Origin of the sequence: Roseimicrobium sp. ORNL1, assembly GCF_011044495.1 — a bacterium.
GTDB lineage: Bacteria > Verrucomicrobiota > Verrucomicrobiia > Verrucomicrobiales > Verrucomicrobiaceae > Roseimicrobium.
In genome coordinates this window covers 1,231,177-1,249,237 of the sequence record NZ_CP049143.1, presented here as the reverse complement: position 1 = coordinate 1,249,237, position 18,061 = coordinate 1,231,177, and the positions used below count along the sequence as shown (strand labels likewise).

Below are 18,061 nucleotides of genomic sequence, written 5' to 3'. Positions count from 1 at the left end.
ATAGGCTCAATCAAGTCTCAGCAGCCCATCGGGCAAATCCGGGGCTGGTAAAACATGTTTGAAACCAGACACATGGAATCCCGGCTTGTCAGGGTCTGAGTTTCATCGTTTAAGCAGCAAACGTCATCCACAGTTCTGTGACAAACAACCGCCTCAAGAATCTGCTGAGTTCGGAATCCGCTGTGCGCCAGCGGATGCTCGCGATGCTGATTCTGGGTTCGTTCGGGGTACTGGCGCTACTATACGGTCTGAAGGATACCCGCCCCCTCATGGATGCGAGGGATCGCCTCGTCCTGGATGAGTTTCACGCAAGCTCGCGCAAAACACCCGCTCGTGACGACATCGTCATCCTCGGCATCGACGACGCCAGCCAAAAGCTGGACACCCTGTGGCCAGAGGAAATCGACGCCTCACCTGCCCTCAAGGAAATGAAAAAGCAGTGGCAGTGGCGCCGCCGCGTGTGGGCTCCCGTGCTGGACCGCCTTTTCGAAGCCGGGGCAAAATACGTCTTCCTCGACCTTACCTTCAAAGCCCCGGCTCACGATGAGGAAGATGATCGACTCCTCCGGGAAGCGCTGGAGCGGCACAAGGGGAAGGTGGTCATCGGAGGCAAATATGAAATCGAGTCCGCTGCCGGGACCAAGGGAATCGCGGAGTCCACGGAAATAGTACCGCTGACGGAACCCAGCAGCACCGTGGTCGGGGAGGATTTTCGCACTAGCGACATGTATGGCATCCTGAACTTTTTCGGGGATGCGAAGATCGACGGTGTGGTGCGAAGCGCCGACTACTGGGTATCCGTAAACCAGCTGATCGAGCAGGGTACGATTGAAGCACAGAAGGACCCGACGGAGGTCCCGCGGCCGTCCATTGCCATGGTACTTGGTCGCAAAGTGAATCCCGAGGCTGCAGCCAAAGCCGGGACACTGGAGCGACTACGCTTTTGCGATCCGGGCGCCTATCCACCCTTGTCCATCCATCAGCTTTTCGTGGATGACTTCTGGAAAAACAATTTCGGTGAAGGCGCAGTCTTCAAGGACAAGATTGTCATGGTCGGCGCCACCGCTTCGGACCTGCAGGACTTTCAGGATACCACTCTCGGGCGCTTCGAAGGGGTGCGTATTCACGCTCACGCCCTCACGGCGTTGCTAGCTGGTTCATTTGTGCACGATGCGCCGTGGTGGTGGCCATGGGCCAGCCTGACTTTGGGCACCGCCTTGGCTTGGTCCCTGGTATCCCTCGTTCGCCACCCCCTTGCCACCATTGGCATTCTGGTTTTGGTCATCGTGGGCGCGTATGCGGGAACCTACTGGTTGTTTGACCGTCACAATCTGGAGGCCAGCCCTGTGCCTTTCGTGTTGGCGTTAGGTTTGTGCGGTGTGATGGGCCTTGCGGGGAACTACCTCATGCAACGCCGCGCGCAGCAGTACGCGCTCCGACTGCTGGCGCGCTACACCTCCCCGGAAATGGCGAAGGAAATGGTGCGCGACCGCCATAATCTCTTCAACATGCTCGGGGGCATGGATCGCACCGTGACGGTGCTGTTCTCCGACCTGCGCGGCTTCACCAGCATGTCGGAAGCCATGCAGCCCTCCGAGGTGGTGGCCCAGCTCAACGAGTACCTAAGCAAAATGGTGGAGCGAGTCTTCAAACAGCGCGGTCTCGTGGACAAATTCATCGGCGACGCCGTGATGGCCCTGTGGTTCCGCATCCGAGGCGCCCAGGATGAAAGCACCGCTCGCGAGGATGCCCGTCGCGCAGTGCAATCCGCCCTGGAGATGCGCAAGTCCCTGGAGGAATTGAATGCCGAACGAAGAAAACGCGACCTCAAGGACCTGAAGTTCGGCATTGGCATCCATCAAGGACAGGCAGTCGTGGGGAACATCGGCAGTGAGTTCCCCTATGAGAAAATGGACATCACCGTCATCGGCGACAGCGTGAACACAGCCTCGCGTCTGGAGAGTGCCTCCAAGCAGTATGGGGTGGACCTGCTGATCAGCGATGCCGTGCGCCAGCACCTTGGCGATGACTACATTTGCCGTACCGCCGATCTGGTGCGCCCTCCCGGCAAGCTGGTACCTGTGGCGGTCTACACCATCATCGGCACCAGCGAAGACTCCAAACCACCGGGGCTCGATGACTTCGAATCCGCGATCGTATTGTATCGCGAAGGGAAATTTCCCGAAGCCAAAGAGGCACTCCTCCGGGCAGAGGAAGCAGGCTTGGGTGACCAGCTAACCTACGAATACATCCACCGCTGCGATCGCCTGCTGGCAGAGCCACCCCATGAATGGGACGGCGTGTACGTGCTGACCAAGAAGTAGGCGGCTGTAGGGGACGCTGCCTTTTACGCCGCCACCTCACCCGCGTTGGCCGTGGCCACCACATCCCCGGAGATGATCTTCGGTGGGAAGGGGATCAGCGCTGAGAGATGCTTCATCACAAACTGGGAGGCCAGCTGGTTGGAAGCCGTCGCGCTCGCCTCGTCCTCGAAGATGCTGATGGCGGTCACATCCCCATCGCCTTCGTCAACGGCGTAGTAGGCCAGAAAGCGTGGCGCCTCGCGTATCAGCGGCACAAAGTGCTCGTTGATGGAATCCACCAGCTGCTGCGTGGCACCCGGGTGGATTTTGTAGCGCCGAATCGTGACGTGCATGGTCGACGTGATTGGAGGCATGATAAATGTTTTCATAATGCTTCGCAATGCATTTCCTTGATTTCGAAAGAAATCCCTGCGGGCACTAACCTAAATCCGGGGGTTTGGTTGCAAAAAACTTCCAGTTTCCTTTCGGGCGTGGAAAAAGCGGCTGTTCCCGGAGCCTACCGACCCACCTCAAGGAGGCACGGCGGCGGTTGCATTTGCGCCCCTTTCCGGCATGATGACGGGCTCCTCATCTCCCCTTTTACCATGGCACTCATCAACGAAAACTACCTCAAGCTCAAAGCCGGCTACCTCTTCCCCGAGATCGCCCGGCGCGTGAAGGCCTTCACCGAAGCCAATCCTGATGCAGCGAAACGGCTGATCCGCTGCGGCATCGGCGACGTGACGGAAGCCCTCCCCGAGGCAGTGCGCTACGCCATGCACGAGGCGGTGGATGAGATGGGCAAGCGCGAGAGCTTCCACGGCTACGGCCCGGAGCAGGGTTATGAGTTCCTGCGCACCGCGATCGCCAAGAACGATTTCCAGGCTCGCGGCCTGAACATCGAAGCGGACGAAATCTTCGTGTCCGACGGCAGCAAGTGCGACACCGGCAACATCCTCGACATCTTTGGCAGCGGGAACAAGATTGCCATCACCGACCCGGTGTATCCCGTGTACGTGGACACCAACGTGATGAATGGCAACACCGGTGACGCCGACGAGAACGGCGCGTACGGCGGTCTCGTTTACCTGAAGTGCACCCCGGAAAACAACTTCGTGGCCGACATCCCCAAGGAGAAAGTCGACCTCGTCTACCTCTGCTACCCGAACAATCCCACAGGCGCCGTGGCCACGCGTGCGCAGCTCGAAGCCTGGGTGAAGTACTGCCTGGAGAACGGCACCACCCTTCTCTACGATGCCGCCTATGAGGCCTTCATCCGCGACCCGGAATTGCCCCGCAGCATCTATGAAATCGAAGGCGCGCGCGACTGCGCCATCGAGTTCCGCAGCTTCTCCAAGAACGGTGGTTTCACCGGCGTGCGCTGTGCGTTCATCGTGATCCCGAAGACCCTCATGGGCCGCAAGAAGGACGGCAGCAAGCATCCGCTGCATCCCCTCTGGAGCCGCCGCCACAGCACCAAGTTCAACGGTGCGAGCTACATCGTGCAGCGCGGCGCCGAAGCCCTCTACACCGAAGAAGGCAAGGCCCAGGTGAAAGAACTCATCGAGCACTACATGGGCAATGCCGCCCTGCTCGTGGAAGCCTGCAAGAACGCCGGCCTTCCCGTCTACGGTGGTGTAAACGCCCCCTACGTGTGGGTTGGTTGCCCGAACGGTCTGTCGAGCTGGCAGATGTTCGACAAGATGCTGAACGAAGCGAATGTGGTCATCACCCCTGGCAGCGGCTTCGGCAGCGCTGGTGAAGGCTGGTTCCGCATCAGCGCCTTCAACAGCCGCGCCAATGTGGAGGAAGTCTGCCGCCGCATCGCTGCGCTGAAGTAAGCGTTTTCAGTATTCGAGAATCTCGTTTCAACATTCGGGGAATGGGCGTAGTCCCATTCCCCGAATTTTTTGGCTCTCTCGCGCTCGCTCTTCTCACTCCCCATGACTCGTTCCCTCTTCCTCTCTGGCATGCTCGCCCTTGGCTTGAGCGCCACTGTCCTCAGCTCCACTGCCAGCGCGCAGAACACGGCGGAATGGTCCGAGCCCTTCCCTCCGCACAAGGTCGCGGGGAATCTGTACTACGTGGGCTCGAAGGGACTGGCCACCTACCTTATCACCACGCCAGAAGGACACATCCTCATCAACAGCAACCTTGAGGACTCCTTGCCGCTGATTCAAAAGAGCGTGGAGCAGTTGGGCTTCAAGTTCAGCGACGTGAAGATCCTGCTCATCAGCCACGCGCACTGGGATCACTGCGCGGGCAGCGCAGCCATCCTCAAGGCCACCGGCGCGAAGTACATGGTGATGGAGCAAGACCAGGACACCGTGGAATCCGGTGGCAAACCCAAGTCCCGCCTGAAGCCCGCCTACGCCACCTTTCCCACCACCAAGGTGGATCGTGTGCTGAAGGATGGCGATGAAGTGAAGCTGGGGGGCAGTACTCTTGTCGCGCATCTCACTCCCGGTCACACCCCCGGCTGCACCACGTGGACTTTGCAGGTGGAAGAGAACGGCAAGAAGCTGGATGCCGTGATCATCGGCAGCCCGAATGTGAACCCCGGCTACATTCTCGTGAACAACAAGGACTATCCCGGCATCGCCACCGACTATGAGAAAACCTTCCGCGTGCTGAAGTCCCTGCCCGTGGATCTCTTCCTCGGCGCCCACGGCAGCTACTACGACATGGAGAGCAAGGTAAAGAACCTCGAAGGCGCCACCACGAATCCGTTCATCGATAAGGAAGGCTACAAGCGGTATGTGGAGGACCGTGAGCAAGCGTTCCTGAAGGAGCTTGAGAAGCAGAAGTCGGCGAAGAACTGAGTTCTCCTCGTGACTCACATGAAACGCAGACGCTGGCGTTGGTTGAAGGTACTGGGCGCGGTGCTGCTGCTCACCTGCGCGGGATTTTTCGGACTCGTGTGGTATGCCTCCAGCAAGCTCATCACACCTGCGCGGCGTCCTTTGCAAGACTACCATGTGGAGTTTCTGGCAAATCCTGCGGCTCATGGCGTGCGGGTGGAGCCATTCAAGGTCCGCACTAGTGATGGTTTCGATACGCCTTGCCTCTTGTGCGAGCCTCTCGCTACACCGGTAAATACAGCCGCCAAAGGAACGAAGGTGCGCAGCGAACTTCAAGCGCAGGGCCTGAAGCTGGAACCTTGGGGCGCCATCAAAGCCACGCTGGTGCTCCTGCATGGACACAAGGGGCGCAAGGAAGACTACCTTCCCGTAGCCGAGCGCCTCTGTGCCGCAGGATTTCGTTGTATCCTCGTGGACCTTCCCGGCCACGGCGAGCATCCCGCGAAGTTTGCCACCTTTGGTCATGGAGAAGCGAGTCTTCCCAGCGAGGTGTTTCAAGATGCGGCCACACGTTTTCAGTTCAACCCCGCACCCGCAGGTCTCTTTGGCATTTCACAAGGCGGTGCGATCGCGATCCAAGCGGCAGCAAGACCTCAGGATGGCTGGTTCGCAGTCGCGGAACTTTCCGGCTTCGCTTCGCTGCAGGACGTCATCCATGACCAGGCGGTGAACTACTTCGGTCCTCTGCGCGAGCCTGCCGAAGCCATGGTGTATGCATTGGTAAAACACCGCGCTGGCTTCGAGCCGTCTGCCATTCGTCCGATTGATGCTGCGGCGCGCCTGACGTCCATCCCAGTCTTGATTGGTCACGGCGATGCCGATGCCTTCATCCAGCCACATCACGCACAGGCGCTTTTTCAAGCCGTGCCCAACGCACGGAAGCAGTTTCTCAATGTGCCTGGTGCTGGTCACAACAACATCCTCGTCACTCCGGCCCAGGTGTATGCCACGTTGGGGCGCTTCTTTTTGGAAGCGTTGCCGCCGTGATAAGCGTTTCGCTACCAGAACTGCGACATTGTTGTGAAAAGGGATACACACGAATGATCCAGAAGCAGTGACGCGCAGCGTCCTTGGACTGCGTGCAGCCCTGCTGCCGCTTTGAAGAGTCTGCAGCCTGCTGCAGCGATGGTGACACTCGCACACAACGTAACCTATCCAGAAGGGCTTGGCGACTTCGTCGCAATGAGGCGTACAGCAGGCTGCACCTGAGGAAAGCGGCAGCAGGGCTGCACGCAGTCCAAGGCCTTCGGCACCACTTCGCTATCAGTCACCTGACGTTCATGCGCTATGCGGGAGACTTCCCACTACGAGGTATTGGCATGCGGATTGACAACCCAGAGACCCCTCCACCCACTCACTTCTTCTCCGCAGCAGGCTTCACCACGGTAGCAGTGACAAAGACAAAGCACCGTCGCTGAAAAGATATGGTCTCCGACTTGATGACACGGCCAGCTTCATCCGTCTCTTCCACGAGTTGCTTGTCGGTCCTTGGATCCAATTCCAAAACCACGGTCTCCCCCGAAGCAATCACGGCATGAACTTCTGCTTTGCGCTTGCTGAAGATGGGTTTTCTATAGGGTACGACTGTCTGGGACTGCAGCTCGCCACGTGCGTCATATTTGGACTCGCGCAGTTCCCCCTTTTCCGCATTGCTGGCGGACTCAGTGCGGGTGCCATCACTATGCAGAACCGTCCTTGCAGATACCGGTCCTTCCTTGGCACCTCCAGGTGGTGCAAAACCTTCGAACTCCGAGACCTGCGGCGCGAGGTCGAGGGCAATCTTTTGCTCAGCAGTGATCTTGGGCATCACGTTGAGGGTGACACCCACGTTCTCCGTTTCCTGCTGGCCAGTTTCGCTCGCGTAGGCGAACTCGCGAACAACCTCGACTTTCGCCCGCTGTCCTGCTCTTGTCGTCACCCTGGGAGCGGACAGGAGATCCACACCTTTGCGCTGGCTCAAATTCCTGACTACCACTTGGAATTGAGGATCTGTGTAGGTCTTGGTCAGGGTGGGCACTATCTTCGCCCCATCAAGGGGACCGGGAAGTGGAGCAGGCAGCGGAGCGTCAACGAAAGCACCTGGATTGCGCTCAGTGATTTCCACAAACTTGGACGCGATTTCAATCTGAGGAGCCTTCGGATCCGGCGCTGGAGTAGCGGCCTGCGTGACGCCGAGGAAACTCAAAAGCACGATGCCGAGACTGAGAGTGGCTTTCATAAGGGGATGATGGCTGGGCTTGGTGGCAAGGGAACGAATACGAGAACGGAGGGCAGCGCCGCGCTGGAAGATGCCAACAAACCCGAGACTGAGTCCGTGGTGGCTGAAGGAACTCTCCACCTTTAGCAAGGTGTGGCCGTAGGCGACTCGCTGGATCTGGTCTTCATTGCCAAGCACCTGGGCATCACACGCTGCTTCGCGATCGAGTCGCGCTTTGAAGAAGGCGAACCACAGCACGGGATTGAACCAATGCAGTGCCAGCAACAGACAAAGCAGCGCATTGAGCAGAAGATCACCACGCTTGATGTGCATGAGTTCATGCTTCAGGACGAGACGCGCTTCCTGCTGTCCGAGTGTCTGCTCGAACTGCGAGGGAAGCAGCAACACAGGGCGCAGCATACCCGTGACCGCAGGACTGGGAACCGCATCAGCCAACCATACTTGCGGAGCACGGCGCAACCCCACCTCTTGCACCATCGCGGCGAGCTCACGCTGCAAGCCATCGCTCAGCGGCTGGCGGTTGCATTTGTACCGCTGCAGCGTGCCCCCATAAGAGATTAGGCCGATGAATGCCATGCTCGCCACACCAGCGAGCCAGACCACGCACAACACCTGTCTCCATGACATGGGTGCGGACTTGGACACTCCTTCCGAAGGGACAGAAGGCGCAGGCAATGAAACGCTCCGCTCCATCGCCGGAAGCACTGTCTTCTTCACCGGCTCCAGATGCGTGATGGAACTCACACTCCACGAACTCTCCGGAAACACCGGCATGAGCAACACGATGAGCACCGGCAACCATAAGGCATATCTCCACCGCGCTGGCACCCGATGCCGGAGCATCGCCTGAACGATGAGCACCACCACGGCGAGTGCCGAAGCACGGGCACTCGCGGCGAGCATCCAGTCAAAGAGCGGCATGAGCGTGTTCATGTCAGGTCGAATCAGGACTTGAGTGATTGATCGAGAATCTTCTTCAACTCACGTACCTCCTCGGCGGTGAGCTTGTTGTTTTGGGCGAAGTGGATGAGCAACGGCTTCGCCGCGCCGCCAAAGACGCGCTGCATAAAGGACTCCCCCTCCGCCCGCACGCAGGCCTCACGCTTCACTGCCGGCAGGTAGGTGCGGGTACCGGCGCTGTTTTCACTGGTCTTAAGCGCGCCCTTTTCAAGCAACCGCGTCAGCAGCGTGCGCACCGTGTTCTCCGCCCAGTTCATCGTGGGACGGAGTGTCCTGGTTAACTCCGAGGCTGTCTGCGGAGCAGAGTCCCACAGGGCCTCCATGACAGCCCACTCGGATTCGGAAATGGCAGGTAGCGACATATTTCGCCGAGTTCACTACATTTGTAGGGCTCTGTCCACTACAAACGTAGGGATCCCGCAAAAATGTTCACCGTCGCTGCACACAAAGCCAGCGTGAGGGCACATCCCATCCCCTTCCCTTCGACTGCAATAAAACGGCGGAATCTCGCAAGAGACTCCGCCGAACAATCAACTGGCAAGAGCCAGCTCTGGCAGCGCTAATTAATAGCGACTTTGTGACCTGCCACCGGCTCCGCCGGAAAAGGTGGGACGATCGTCACGGGGGACTGCCTCATTGACCTTGAGAAGGCGGCCGTCCAGAGGTTTGCCATTCATGGCGGAAATGGCCTTCTTCATCCCTTCCGTGTTTTCCATCGTCACGAAAGCAAAGCCTCGAGGGCGATTCGTGGAGCGATCGATTGGGAAATGGATATCGGTGACCAAACCGTGCTGTTCGCACGTGGCGCGAAGGTCGGTTTCAGAGGTGTCAAAAGACAGGTTTCCAATATAGAGCTTGGTGTTCATGAACTTGGATTGAGAGAACAGTCTGCTTTCTTCGACTGTTCTCGATCTCCGAGTTTCAAATCGCCGCCAGATCAAGAATCTGCCCGGCGACTACCATGTCTTGAGTTTGTACAGGTGCGCTAACAATCCAATGTATAAACTTGAAAAGCCTAAACACAAGGCCTTTCTCTACTGCCATAGAAGCAGAACACCCTGCTCACGGCGTAAGGCGGCAATCTCGTAAAAGTGTGAACATGGCAGCCCTGGATCTGTCTCGTTCGCAGAATGTCACGTTTCATAGGGAGGCGCGCCCTTGAGATGCGAAAGCAGTGGACTTGCTGAGGAAGTAGGAGACCGTTTGTTTATGAACGAGGCGATTGCAGGAAGCGGAGCGTTCTTTCTTGTCGGGTTATTCGCCCTTATGAGCATCCCTGCGTGGGCTCAGATTAGACGGATTCAGATCTCCCACCCGCAATGGCATGAATTTGGGAGGTTCTGCATCACGGCCGCAGGTGTGATGTTCATCATCGCTCCCTTGTCATGGTTCGTGAACTATTCCGGCGGCGACCAGATACTTATCCTGTGGGCCACCGGCGGGCTGGTCGCTGGCGCCATCTGCTGGAACCTTGTGTTTGTCTGGCTACTCGATTAAAAAAACGCTGACAGGCACGTTCGATACGAAGGGCCGCAACGGGCTTCCCCAAGCTTCCCTCAACTAACGCAGCATTTGGCACTTTTGTCGCCAAGACCACCGTTGGGTAGGCTGCATCCACGCGCGGCTGAAAGCGACGCCCCCTTGCCGCTGTATATGTCGCATGCGCTTTCATGGCCTGCTCCCGCAAGCCTGCTGCCTTCTTCTGGCAGCGGTGGGATCTACCCATGCGGATGAGCCTGCGGTGAAACCGACCCCGTGGTCGTTCCGGGAGCTTCGGCCCAGCAGTCCGCCGGCAGTGCAGAATGCAGCTTGGCCACGAAACCGCATCGATCAGTTCGTCCTGGCAAAGATGGAAGCCGCCGGCCTCACCCCAGCACCGCCGGCCTCTGCGGATGTGTTGACACGCAGGCTTTCGTTTGACCTGACGGGGTTGCCCCCATCAGCCGATGAAACGCGGAAGTTCTCAGCGGATGATGCCGCGCGTTACATCGACAGCCTTCTCGAGTCACCGCACTATGGTGAACGTTGGGCGCGTCACTGGCTGGACCTGGCGCGCTATACGGACCAGACGCCGGACTGGCTGGAGTCCACGAAGTATTCCTATTTCTATCGTGACTGGGTCGTGCAGGCCTTCAACGAAGACATGCCGTACGACCGCTTCATCGTGCGGCAACTGGCCACCGACTTCCTGCCCGAATGTGGCCCGCAGGATCTCCATGCGCTGGGTTTCCTCGGTCTGAGTCCCACGTATTTCAAGGAACTGCAACTGCCGCCCGACATCATCAAGACCACCGTCGCGGATGAATGGGAGGAACATGTGGATGCCATCGGCCGCACCTTCCTGGGACTGACCATCGCTTGTGCCCGCTGTCATGATCACAAGTCCGATCCCATCACAGCGCAGGACTATTATGCGATCGCCGGTGTCTTCGCGAGCGTGAAGATTTCCGAGCGCCCCACCATGAGTGCTGAGTTGTGGGCGCCCGTGGCGAAGGCACGCAAGGAGATCAAGACCTTGGAGGATCAAATCGCGGAGCTGAAAAAGAAAAAGCCCAAAGACCTCACGGCCCAGGTTGCCGAGATCGACAAGAAGATCGCCACCATCCAATCCAGCACACCACACTTCCATATGCCCATGGCAAATGCAGTGGAAGATGCCGCGCTGTATGTGGTCGAAGCCAGCAACAAGAAGGGCACCAAGCTCGACTACCAGATGGGCATGGCGCGCGACCTGGAGTTGCAGCGCCGCGGTAATCCCAATGACACCGGTGAAATGGTGCAGCGACGTTTCCTGAGCGCCTTTCCCTCGAAGAGCGGACGCCCGCGGAAGTTTGCCACCGGCAGCGGTCGACTTGAGCTCGCACAAGCCCTCACGGAAGAAGCCGCTCCCCTGACCGCTCGGGTCATGGTGAACCGTGTCTGGAAACATCACTTCGGACGCGGCCTCGTGGACACGCCGAGCGAGTTCGGCAACCTCGGTGACCAGCCAAGCCATTCGGAGCTGCTGGATGACCTCGCGTCCCGCTTCATCGAGCACGGCTGGTCCATCAAGTGGCTGCATCGTGAAATCCTGAACTCCGCCACCTGGCAGCAGAGTTCCGTGGCCCCGGAATCCGAGCGTCTCGACCCGGACAACAAGCTGCTGGCCCGCATGTCACGCCGTCGCCTGGATTGGGAATCGTGGCGCGATGCCATCCTCACCGCGACCGGTTCCCTGGATCTGCGCCTCGGTGGCCCAGCGATGTTGATCTCGGATGATGCCAACAGTCGCCGCTCCCTCTACGGCGCCTCGAACCGGCAGGACATGAGTCCGATGCTGCGCATCCATGACGTACCCGACCCCGGCGCGCACAGTCCCTGGCGCACGGAGACCATCACGCCCCTGCAGGGATTGTTTGCGCTGAACTCTCCCTTCATCCTCAAACAGGCGGATGTCCTGGGGCGCAGGTTGCAGTCAGCCCCTGCGCCGGATGTCACCGCAAAAGTGCAAGCAGCATACGCTCGTCTTTTCCAGCGCGCGCCCACGGGGAAGGAACTCGGGCTGGCACAACGTTTCCTCGCCGGTCGCGAGAGCGATCCAATCGCCTGGTCCCAGTATGCCCAGGCGCTGCTGGCGGCGAACGAGATGCTCTTCGTGGATTGAATCTGGAATCACGCCTGAAACCCTGACCATGAATCCCGCACCGTTCCTTTCCCGTCGCGAAGCGCTGGCCCGTATGGGTGGTGGGCTGGGAGCCTTGGGACTCGCTTCCACGTTGCACGCAGCGGGCATTCACGGACAGCCCCACGTGGCTCCCAAGGCGAAGCGGGTGATCCATCTGTTCATGAATGGCGGCCCGTTCGGACCGGACTTCCTGGACCCGAAGCCTGCGCTGACGAAGTTCAACGGCCAGCGTCCCGAAGGGGCGGACCTGCGCACAGAGCGTCCCACCGGCGGCTTGCTGGCCTCGCCCTATGCCTATGCCCAGCATGGCCAGAGCGGACTGCCAGTAAGCGAGCTGCTGCCGAATCTCGCGCGCTATGCCGATGACCTTTGCGTCCTCCGCTCATGCCACACCGATAACCCCAATCACGGTCCCGCCTTGTTGCTGATGAACAACGGCACGATGACCGAACGCGTGCCGAGTATGGGGTCATGGCTCAGCTACGGCCTCGGGAATGAGAACGAGAATCTGCCTTCCTACGTGGTGCTGTGCCCAGGGAAACCCGTGCGCTTTTCCATCCTGTGGAGCAGCGCCTTCCTGCCGGCACAGCATCAGGGTGTGTACATCAACCACGCCAATCTGGATCCCAAGCAGATGATCCCGTGGCTGCACAATGAACGAGTGCAGCTCACCGATCAGCGTCGACAACTCGATCTCATTCAAGAGCTGAACGAGGCGCATCTGGCCGCGCGCGGTGGCGCAGACGTCTCACTGAATGGCCGCATTCAGTCGATGGAGACCGCCTATCGCATGCAGACTGCCGCGACGGATGCCTTTGATATCGACCGCGAGCCCACCCAGGTGCGCGAGCTCTATGGGAAGAGTCACTTCTCCAATGGCTGCCTCCTGGCGCGGCGCCTCGTGGAGCGGGGCGTGCGCTTCGTGCAGGTCTACTATGGCAATGGCCAGCCCTGGGACACGCACTCCAACCATGACAAGTCCACCCGCACACTCGCTGCGGATATTGATCGCCCCATCGCGGCGCTTCTGGGGGACCTGAAACAGCGGGGGCTGCTGGATGAGACCTTGGTCGTATGGGGCGGCGAGTTCGGGCGCACTCCGGTGAGTGAAAATGGCAACGGCCGGGACCACAATCCCCACGGCTTCCTCATGTGGCTCGCTGGTGGCGGGGCCAAAGGCGGCACGGCCTATGGTGAGAGCGACGACTTCGGCTTCAAGGCTGCGCAGAACAGAATGCATATCCACGATGTGCACGCCACGATTCTCCACCTGCTGGGCATCGATCACGAACGGCTCACCTATCGTTATGCAGGACGTGACTACCGGCTCACGGACGTGTCCGGCCGCGTACCCCGCGCGGTGCTGGCGTGAGCTTGGAAACGCCAAATGAGGCTCCTGGCAGAGGACGGGAATGCGCCTTTTCTCGTAAATGGCTGCTCCTCCGCCGTTGATCCCGCGATTGAACCTTCCCGCAGGGGAAACCTTATTGTGCCCCACCCTCTCTTGACGTTGGGCATTCCCACGGCATCCTAGTGCCGGTCTCCTCCTGTCTTTCAACGATCTTATGCTATTTCGCCCAGTTCTGTCCGGTGTGCTTGCGCTGACATGCGCGCTGTCGTCCATTCAGGCTCAGGAGGCCCCTGCTTCCCCGCCGATACGCACCTTTTTGGACCTCGAAGCTTATGCGGCGTCCCTGGCGCAAAAGCCCTACGATCCGCCCAAGCACCCGCTGGATCCCTTTTTCGACACCCTGAAGTATGACGGCCACCGCCAGATCCGCTTCAGGCCGGAAAAGGCGCTCTACAACGACATCGAGCACTCCTACCGCATCGAGTTCTTCCACCCCGGCTGGACCGCGAAGAAGACCGTCGAGTTCTTCGATATCAAGGCCGGCCAGCCCTCCCCCATCCCCTTCAGCAAGGATCTCTTCGACTACGGAGACCTGAAGATCCCCGAGGGCGTGAAGTTCCCCGAAGGCTTTGCCGGCTTCCGCCTGCTGGCCCCGGACACCCTGCTGAACAAGCGCTTTGAGTTCATGGTCTTCATGGGCGCGAGCTACTTCCGCGCAGTGACCACGAAGCTGGGCTGGGGCCTTTCCGCCCGTGGCGTGGCCATCAATACCGTGGGTGGCGAGCCCGAGGAATTCCCGGATTTCACGCACTTCTGGTTCGTGCAACCGAAGGCCGGTGAGAAGGTCTTCCAGTTCTACGCCCTGCTGAACGGCCCCAGCGTCTGCGGTGCCTACCAGTTCGAGGTGACCCCCGGCGAGACGACCATGATGCGCGTGAGCGGCTCCCTCTTCCTGCGCAAGCCGGTGAAGCTGCTGGGCCTTGCCCCCTTCTCCAGCATGTTCTGGTTCGGTGAGAACACCCACCCGAAGCCGCTCGACTTCCGCCCGGAGGTGCATGACTCCGACGGCCTGCTGATTGAGCAGGAGAATGGCACCATGATCTGGCGCCCGCTCGACAACGGCAAGGAGATGCGCCAGAGCGTGTACAGCCTGGAGGGCATCAAGGGATTCGGCCTGCAGAAGCGCGACCGTGAGTTCGCCCACTTCCAAGACCTCGAAGCCCGCTACCACGAGCGCGTGTCCGTGTGGGTAGACCCGGTGGAAGGCTTCGGCCGCGGCAAGCTGCACCTCATCGAGCTGGCCACGGGCGAGGAAACTTGGGACAACATCGTGACCTTCTGGGAGCCCGAGACCCAGCCCACGGCCAAGGAGCCGCTGCGCTTCGCCTACAATCTCTCCTGGCTGGCGGAGAAGCCGCACGACCTCGCCAAGGTGCTCTCCACCCGCTGGGGTGAGGGCGTGGCCACGCCGGACATCCCGAATGACTACCTCTTTGTGGTGGACTTCAGCAAGGGCAAGCCTCTTCCTGGCAAGGCCGCCGACTGGGTGCCCGATGCCGACCTGAACATCACTGGGGTGACCAAGGTCCTGGACAAGCGCGTGATGATCAATCCCGAGACGGGCGGCTACCGCGCCTTCTTCAAGCTGGACATCCAGCCGGACGTGAAGCTCCTGGAGATGACCTGCGACCTCGTGGACGGCAAGAAGCCCATCTCCGAGCGCTGGTCCTACCAGTGGAAGCGCTGAGGCCGCGCCAGCACGATTTCAGGATGACGAAATCACCACCAGCTGCGAATCTGAACACACCCGTTCGATTCGCGTGGTATTCTGCCTCCACTCCTGACAAGTAAGTAAGTGAATCCCATCATTACCCCAGCCTCTACCGATCCGATGGATGCGGTGACGATTCATTTCGCGCCCAAGACAGGTTCGGAAGAGGACTGGAACGAGGCATACGCCCGGCTGGCAGACTACTTCCGCAGTTACCGCCTGCACAACCGCATCCGCCGTACCCAGCTCATCCTGGAAACGCTGCGCCGCGCGGCGGAGGAGCATGAGAAGAATCCCTCCCGCAGCCCCACGGCCCACGCCATCCAGCAGGCCCGCCTGATGATGCAGAGCTGGCTCTCCGAGATCTACAAGGGCATGGAGCTTACCGACAGCCAGATCGAAGGGTCAGGCAGGTTGGGCTTCCACCTGTGCGATGGCCCCAGCCGCTGGCCGCATTTCTTCATCGACCGCGAGAATCTGCCACCGGACATGACGGAAGCCATGCGCTCTGCGGTGCGCACCTCGGGTCCCCGCCTGCAAGTCTCCAAGATGACCCCGCGTCCCATCGATCTGGGCCTGTTTGAAAATCTGGATGAGGAAGATGCCAATGAGCGCGGCGGCTATGCCCTGCTGCGCTATGTCGCCCTGCTGGCCTTCGTGGTGGGAGCGCTGTGGTTCGTGTATGATCTGACGAAATAATGAGCGCCCCCGTAGCCAGCCCCTCCGGGTCCACCACACCAACAGCCGCCCTGGGCTCGCGCACCGCGCAGCTTCAGTCGCACGCCGGCCTGCCCTCCCCTGCCACCTCCCGGTTGAGAAGGGCCACGTTCTTCTCCTTCGTCTTCGTGGGTACGGTCGTGGGCATCTGGCTCATGTACCAGATGCTGAACAGCGGCGGCATGGCCTGGTATGAATGGGCGCTGCTGGTCGTCTTCATCCCGTTGTATTACCAGCTCAACATCGGCTTCTGGACGGCTCTCATCGGCATCTGGATGATGAACCGGCCCAAGCCGGATCCGATCGACCTCTTCCGTACCATCACGAATGATGACATGGAGGCTCCGCTGGGCGCCACGACTGCCATCATCGTGCCCGTGTACAACGAGGACGTGACCCGCGTGTTCGAGGGCATCCGCTCGGTGTACAACTCCCTCGCGAAGACAGGCAAGCTGGAGCACTTCGACTTTTTCATCCTGAGCGATTCGGATGACTCGAACAAGTGGATCGAAGAGGAGGCCGGCTGGCTGGAACTCTGCCGCCAGCTCAATGCCTTCGGGAGAATCTTCTACCGGAAACGCCGCACGCCCATCAACCGCAAGAGCGGCAACGTCTCCGACTTCTGCCGCCGCTGGGGCAAGCGCTATCGCTACATGATCGTGTTCGACGCGGACAGCGTGATGAGCGGGCCGCTGCTGGTGAATCTGGTGCGCATCATGGAGAAGAATCCCGGCATCGGCATTCTCCAGACCTTCCCGAAGCAGATTGCCGCGGACACCTTGTTGGGCCGCATCATGCAGTTCGCGCAGTCCTTCTACGGTCCGGCGTTCATCTCCGGCCTGAGCTACTGGCAGTGCGGCGAGGCGAACTTCTGGGGGCACAATGCCATCATCCGTCTCGCGCCATTCATCGAGTACTGCGCACTGCCTCCGCTTCCTGAGAAGGTGCCCTTCGGCGGGCACATCATGAGCCACGACTTCGTGGAAGCAGCGCTCATGCGCAAGGCGGGCTATGCGGTGCGCCTGCTGGCCACGGACCACGGCAGCTACGAGGAAGGCCCGCCCACGCTCATCGATACGCTGAAGCGCGACCGCCGCTGGTGCTTGGGAAATATGCAGCACTTCTGGCTGCTCTTCGCGCGTGGCTGGCATCCCATCAGCCGGTTGAATTTCTACCACGGCATCATGAGCTATGTGAGCTCGCCGGTGTGGCTGATGTTCCTCATCCTGGGCACCATCATGGGGGCGAGCGATGACAGGTCCCCGCTGGACATGGCCAGGGCGACCTTTGCGGGGCAGCTCCTGCTGCTGCTCACGCTGGCCTTCATCTTCCTGCCAAAGATCATCATCATGATTGATGAGCTGGTCACCGGCCGACTCTTCAAGCCCATCCGGCTGCGATTGATGGCGGCGCTGAGCAGCTTCCTGGACACCTTTGTGTTTACCCTGATGGCTCCCATCATGATGTACTTCCACTCGCAGTTCGTGGTGAAGACCATCCTGGGCCAGGGCGTGAGTTGGGTGGCGCAGCGGCGCAAGCTGGGCGGCGGCATTGACTGGCGGGAACCGATTCTCACCTTTGGCTGGGTCACTTTGATTGGCATTGCCTGGGGTGTAGCGGCGTTCTTCATCTCCACACAATTCCTCTTTTGGATCAGTCCGGTGCTGCTGGGGCTCATCCTCGCGATTCCGTTTGCCATCACGACTTCCAGCACAAAGACACTGCAACGCTTCGGCCTTTTCGTCACCCCGGAGGAGCTTCATCCCCCACCCGTGCTGCAGTCGCTGAACGAGCACCTCGATGAGGTGCACGCCCGTCCTCCGCTGCAGCCGGAACTGGAGCAACGTTTTGGCCTCGTGCAGGTGTGCCTAGACCCGTATGTGAATGGACTCCACGTGAGCCTGCTGCGCCGGCGTCGCCAGGTGGAGCACTCACGCGAGTACTTCCGCCACCTGAGTCACAAGCTCATCAGCCAGGGCCCGAACAGCCTGAGCAAGCGCGAGCTCACCGCCGTGCTGTATGACCCGGACACGGTGATTCATCTGCACTACGAGCTGTGGTCTTCTTCAGAGGAAACACTCTCCCCCTTCTGGAAGCTCGCGATCCGCCAGTACAACCTCGTGGCGCCGAACCCGTTCACGCATCTGCTCGCGCAGAAGGGTGTGACGAGTTAGGCATTGTGTGGCGCACAGCTGATTCCATTTCCGCTGCTGTAG

The 18,061-nt window shown here is 59.9% G+C and carries 14 protein-coding genes; 10 read left to right on the top strand and 4 right to left on the bottom strand.

Annotated elements, in window-relative coordinates; all coding sequences use genetic code 11:
• The first annotated feature begins 137 nt into the window (after positions 1-137).
• Complete coding sequence (locus G5S37_RS05085; protein ID WP_165201481.1) at positions 138-2,324, top strand: adenylate/guanylate cyclase domain-containing protein; 2,187 nt, start codon at positions 138-140, stop codon at positions 2,322-2,324.
• A gap of 23 nt (positions 2,325-2,347) precedes the next feature.
• Here G5S37_RS05085 and G5S37_RS05080 read toward each other — a convergent pair whose 3' ends face one another.
• The gene (locus G5S37_RS05080; protein ID WP_206026317.1) at positions 2,348-2,677 is read right to left on the bottom strand and encodes an antibiotic biosynthesis monooxygenase; all 330 of its coding nucleotides are present in this window, start codon (positions 2,675-2,677) and stop codon (positions 2,348-2,350) included.
• 231 nt (positions 2,678-2,908) lie between these two features.
• Between G5S37_RS05080 and G5S37_RS05075 the strand changes: the two genes are divergently transcribed.
• From G5S37_RS05075 to G5S37_RS05065, 3 genes are all read left to right on the top strand, one after another.
• Positions 2,909-4,144 (top strand): LL-diaminopimelate aminotransferase, encoded by a 1,236-nt coding sequence (locus tag G5S37_RS05075; RefSeq protein WP_165201479.1) that lies wholly within the window; start codon positions 2,909-2,911, stop codon positions 4,142-4,144.
• 102 nt (positions 4,145-4,246) lie between these two features.
• Positions 4,247-5,125: a subclass B3 metallo-beta-lactamase gene (gene bla / locus G5S37_RS05070; protein ID WP_206026316.1), complete on the top strand. Its 879-nt coding sequence runs from the start codon at positions 4,247-4,249 to the stop codon at positions 5,123-5,125.
• A gap of 18 nt (positions 5,126-5,143) precedes the next feature.
• Entirely contained in the window at positions 5,144-6,151 is a 1,008-nt protein-coding gene (locus G5S37_RS05065) for an alpha/beta hydrolase (RefSeq protein WP_165201477.1), read from the top strand.
• A 367-nt stretch (positions 6,152-6,518) separates the two neighbouring features.
• Here the strand turns inward: G5S37_RS05065 and G5S37_RS05060 are convergent, their stop codons facing one another.
• The 3 genes from G5S37_RS05060 to G5S37_RS05050 form a co-directional block, all read right to left on the bottom strand.
• Positions 6,519-8,315, bottom strand: coding sequence for a M56 family metallopeptidase (locus G5S37_RS05060; protein WP_165201475.1), 1,797 nt, complete (start codon positions 8,313-8,315; stop codon positions 6,519-6,521).
• Positions 8,316-8,326: 11 nt separating this feature from the next.
• Positions 8,327-8,704, bottom strand: a complete 378-nt coding sequence (locus G5S37_RS05055; RefSeq protein ID WP_165201473.1) for a BlaI/MecI/CopY family transcriptional regulator — start codon at positions 8,702-8,704, stop codon at positions 8,327-8,329.
• 201 nt (positions 8,705-8,905) lie between these two features.
• Complete coding sequence (locus tag G5S37_RS05050) at positions 8,906-9,208, bottom strand: RNA-binding protein (protein ID WP_165201471.1); 303 nt, start codon at positions 9,206-9,208, stop codon at positions 8,906-8,908.
• A 496-nt stretch (positions 9,209-9,704) separates the two neighbouring features.
• Between G5S37_RS05050 and G5S37_RS32655 the strand changes: the two genes are divergently transcribed.
• The 6 genes from G5S37_RS32655 to mdoH all read left to right on the top strand — a co-directional run bounded on the left by G5S37_RS32655 (position 9,705) and on the right by mdoH (position 18,019).
• Positions 9,705-9,839: a hypothetical protein gene (locus G5S37_RS32655; protein WP_276617024.1), complete on the top strand. Its 135-nt coding sequence runs from the start codon at positions 9,705-9,707 to the stop codon at positions 9,837-9,839.
• Between the two features lie 163 nt (positions 9,840-10,002).
• The gene (locus G5S37_RS05040; RefSeq protein WP_165201467.1) at positions 10,003-11,985 is read left to right on the top strand and encodes a DUF1549 and DUF1553 domain-containing protein; all 1,983 of its coding nucleotides are present in this window, start codon (positions 10,003-10,005) and stop codon (positions 11,983-11,985) included.
• Positions 11,986-12,013: 28 nt separating this feature from the next.
• Complete coding sequence (locus G5S37_RS05035; RefSeq protein ID WP_206026315.1) at positions 12,014-13,378, top strand: DUF1501 domain-containing protein; 1,365 nt, start codon at positions 12,014-12,016, stop codon at positions 13,376-13,378.
• A gap of 193 nt (positions 13,379-13,571) precedes the next feature.
• Positions 13,572-15,104: a glucan biosynthesis protein G gene (locus G5S37_RS05030; RefSeq protein WP_240914802.1), complete on the top strand. Its 1,533-nt coding sequence runs from the start codon at positions 13,572-13,574 to the stop codon at positions 15,102-15,104.
• 108 nt (positions 15,105-15,212) lie between these two features.
• The gene (locus G5S37_RS05025; RefSeq protein ID WP_165201465.1) at positions 15,213-15,827 is read left to right on the top strand and encodes a hypothetical protein; all 615 of its coding nucleotides are present in this window, start codon (positions 15,213-15,215) and stop codon (positions 15,825-15,827) included.
• Complete coding sequence (gene mdoH, locus G5S37_RS05020; protein ID WP_165201463.1) at positions 15,827-18,019, top strand: glucans biosynthesis glucosyltransferase MdoH; 2,193 nt, start codon at positions 15,827-15,829, stop codon at positions 18,017-18,019. The genes G5S37_RS05025 and mdoH overlap by 1 nt, the downstream gene beginning before the upstream one ends.
• Positions 18,020-18,061: the final 42 nt, after the last annotated feature.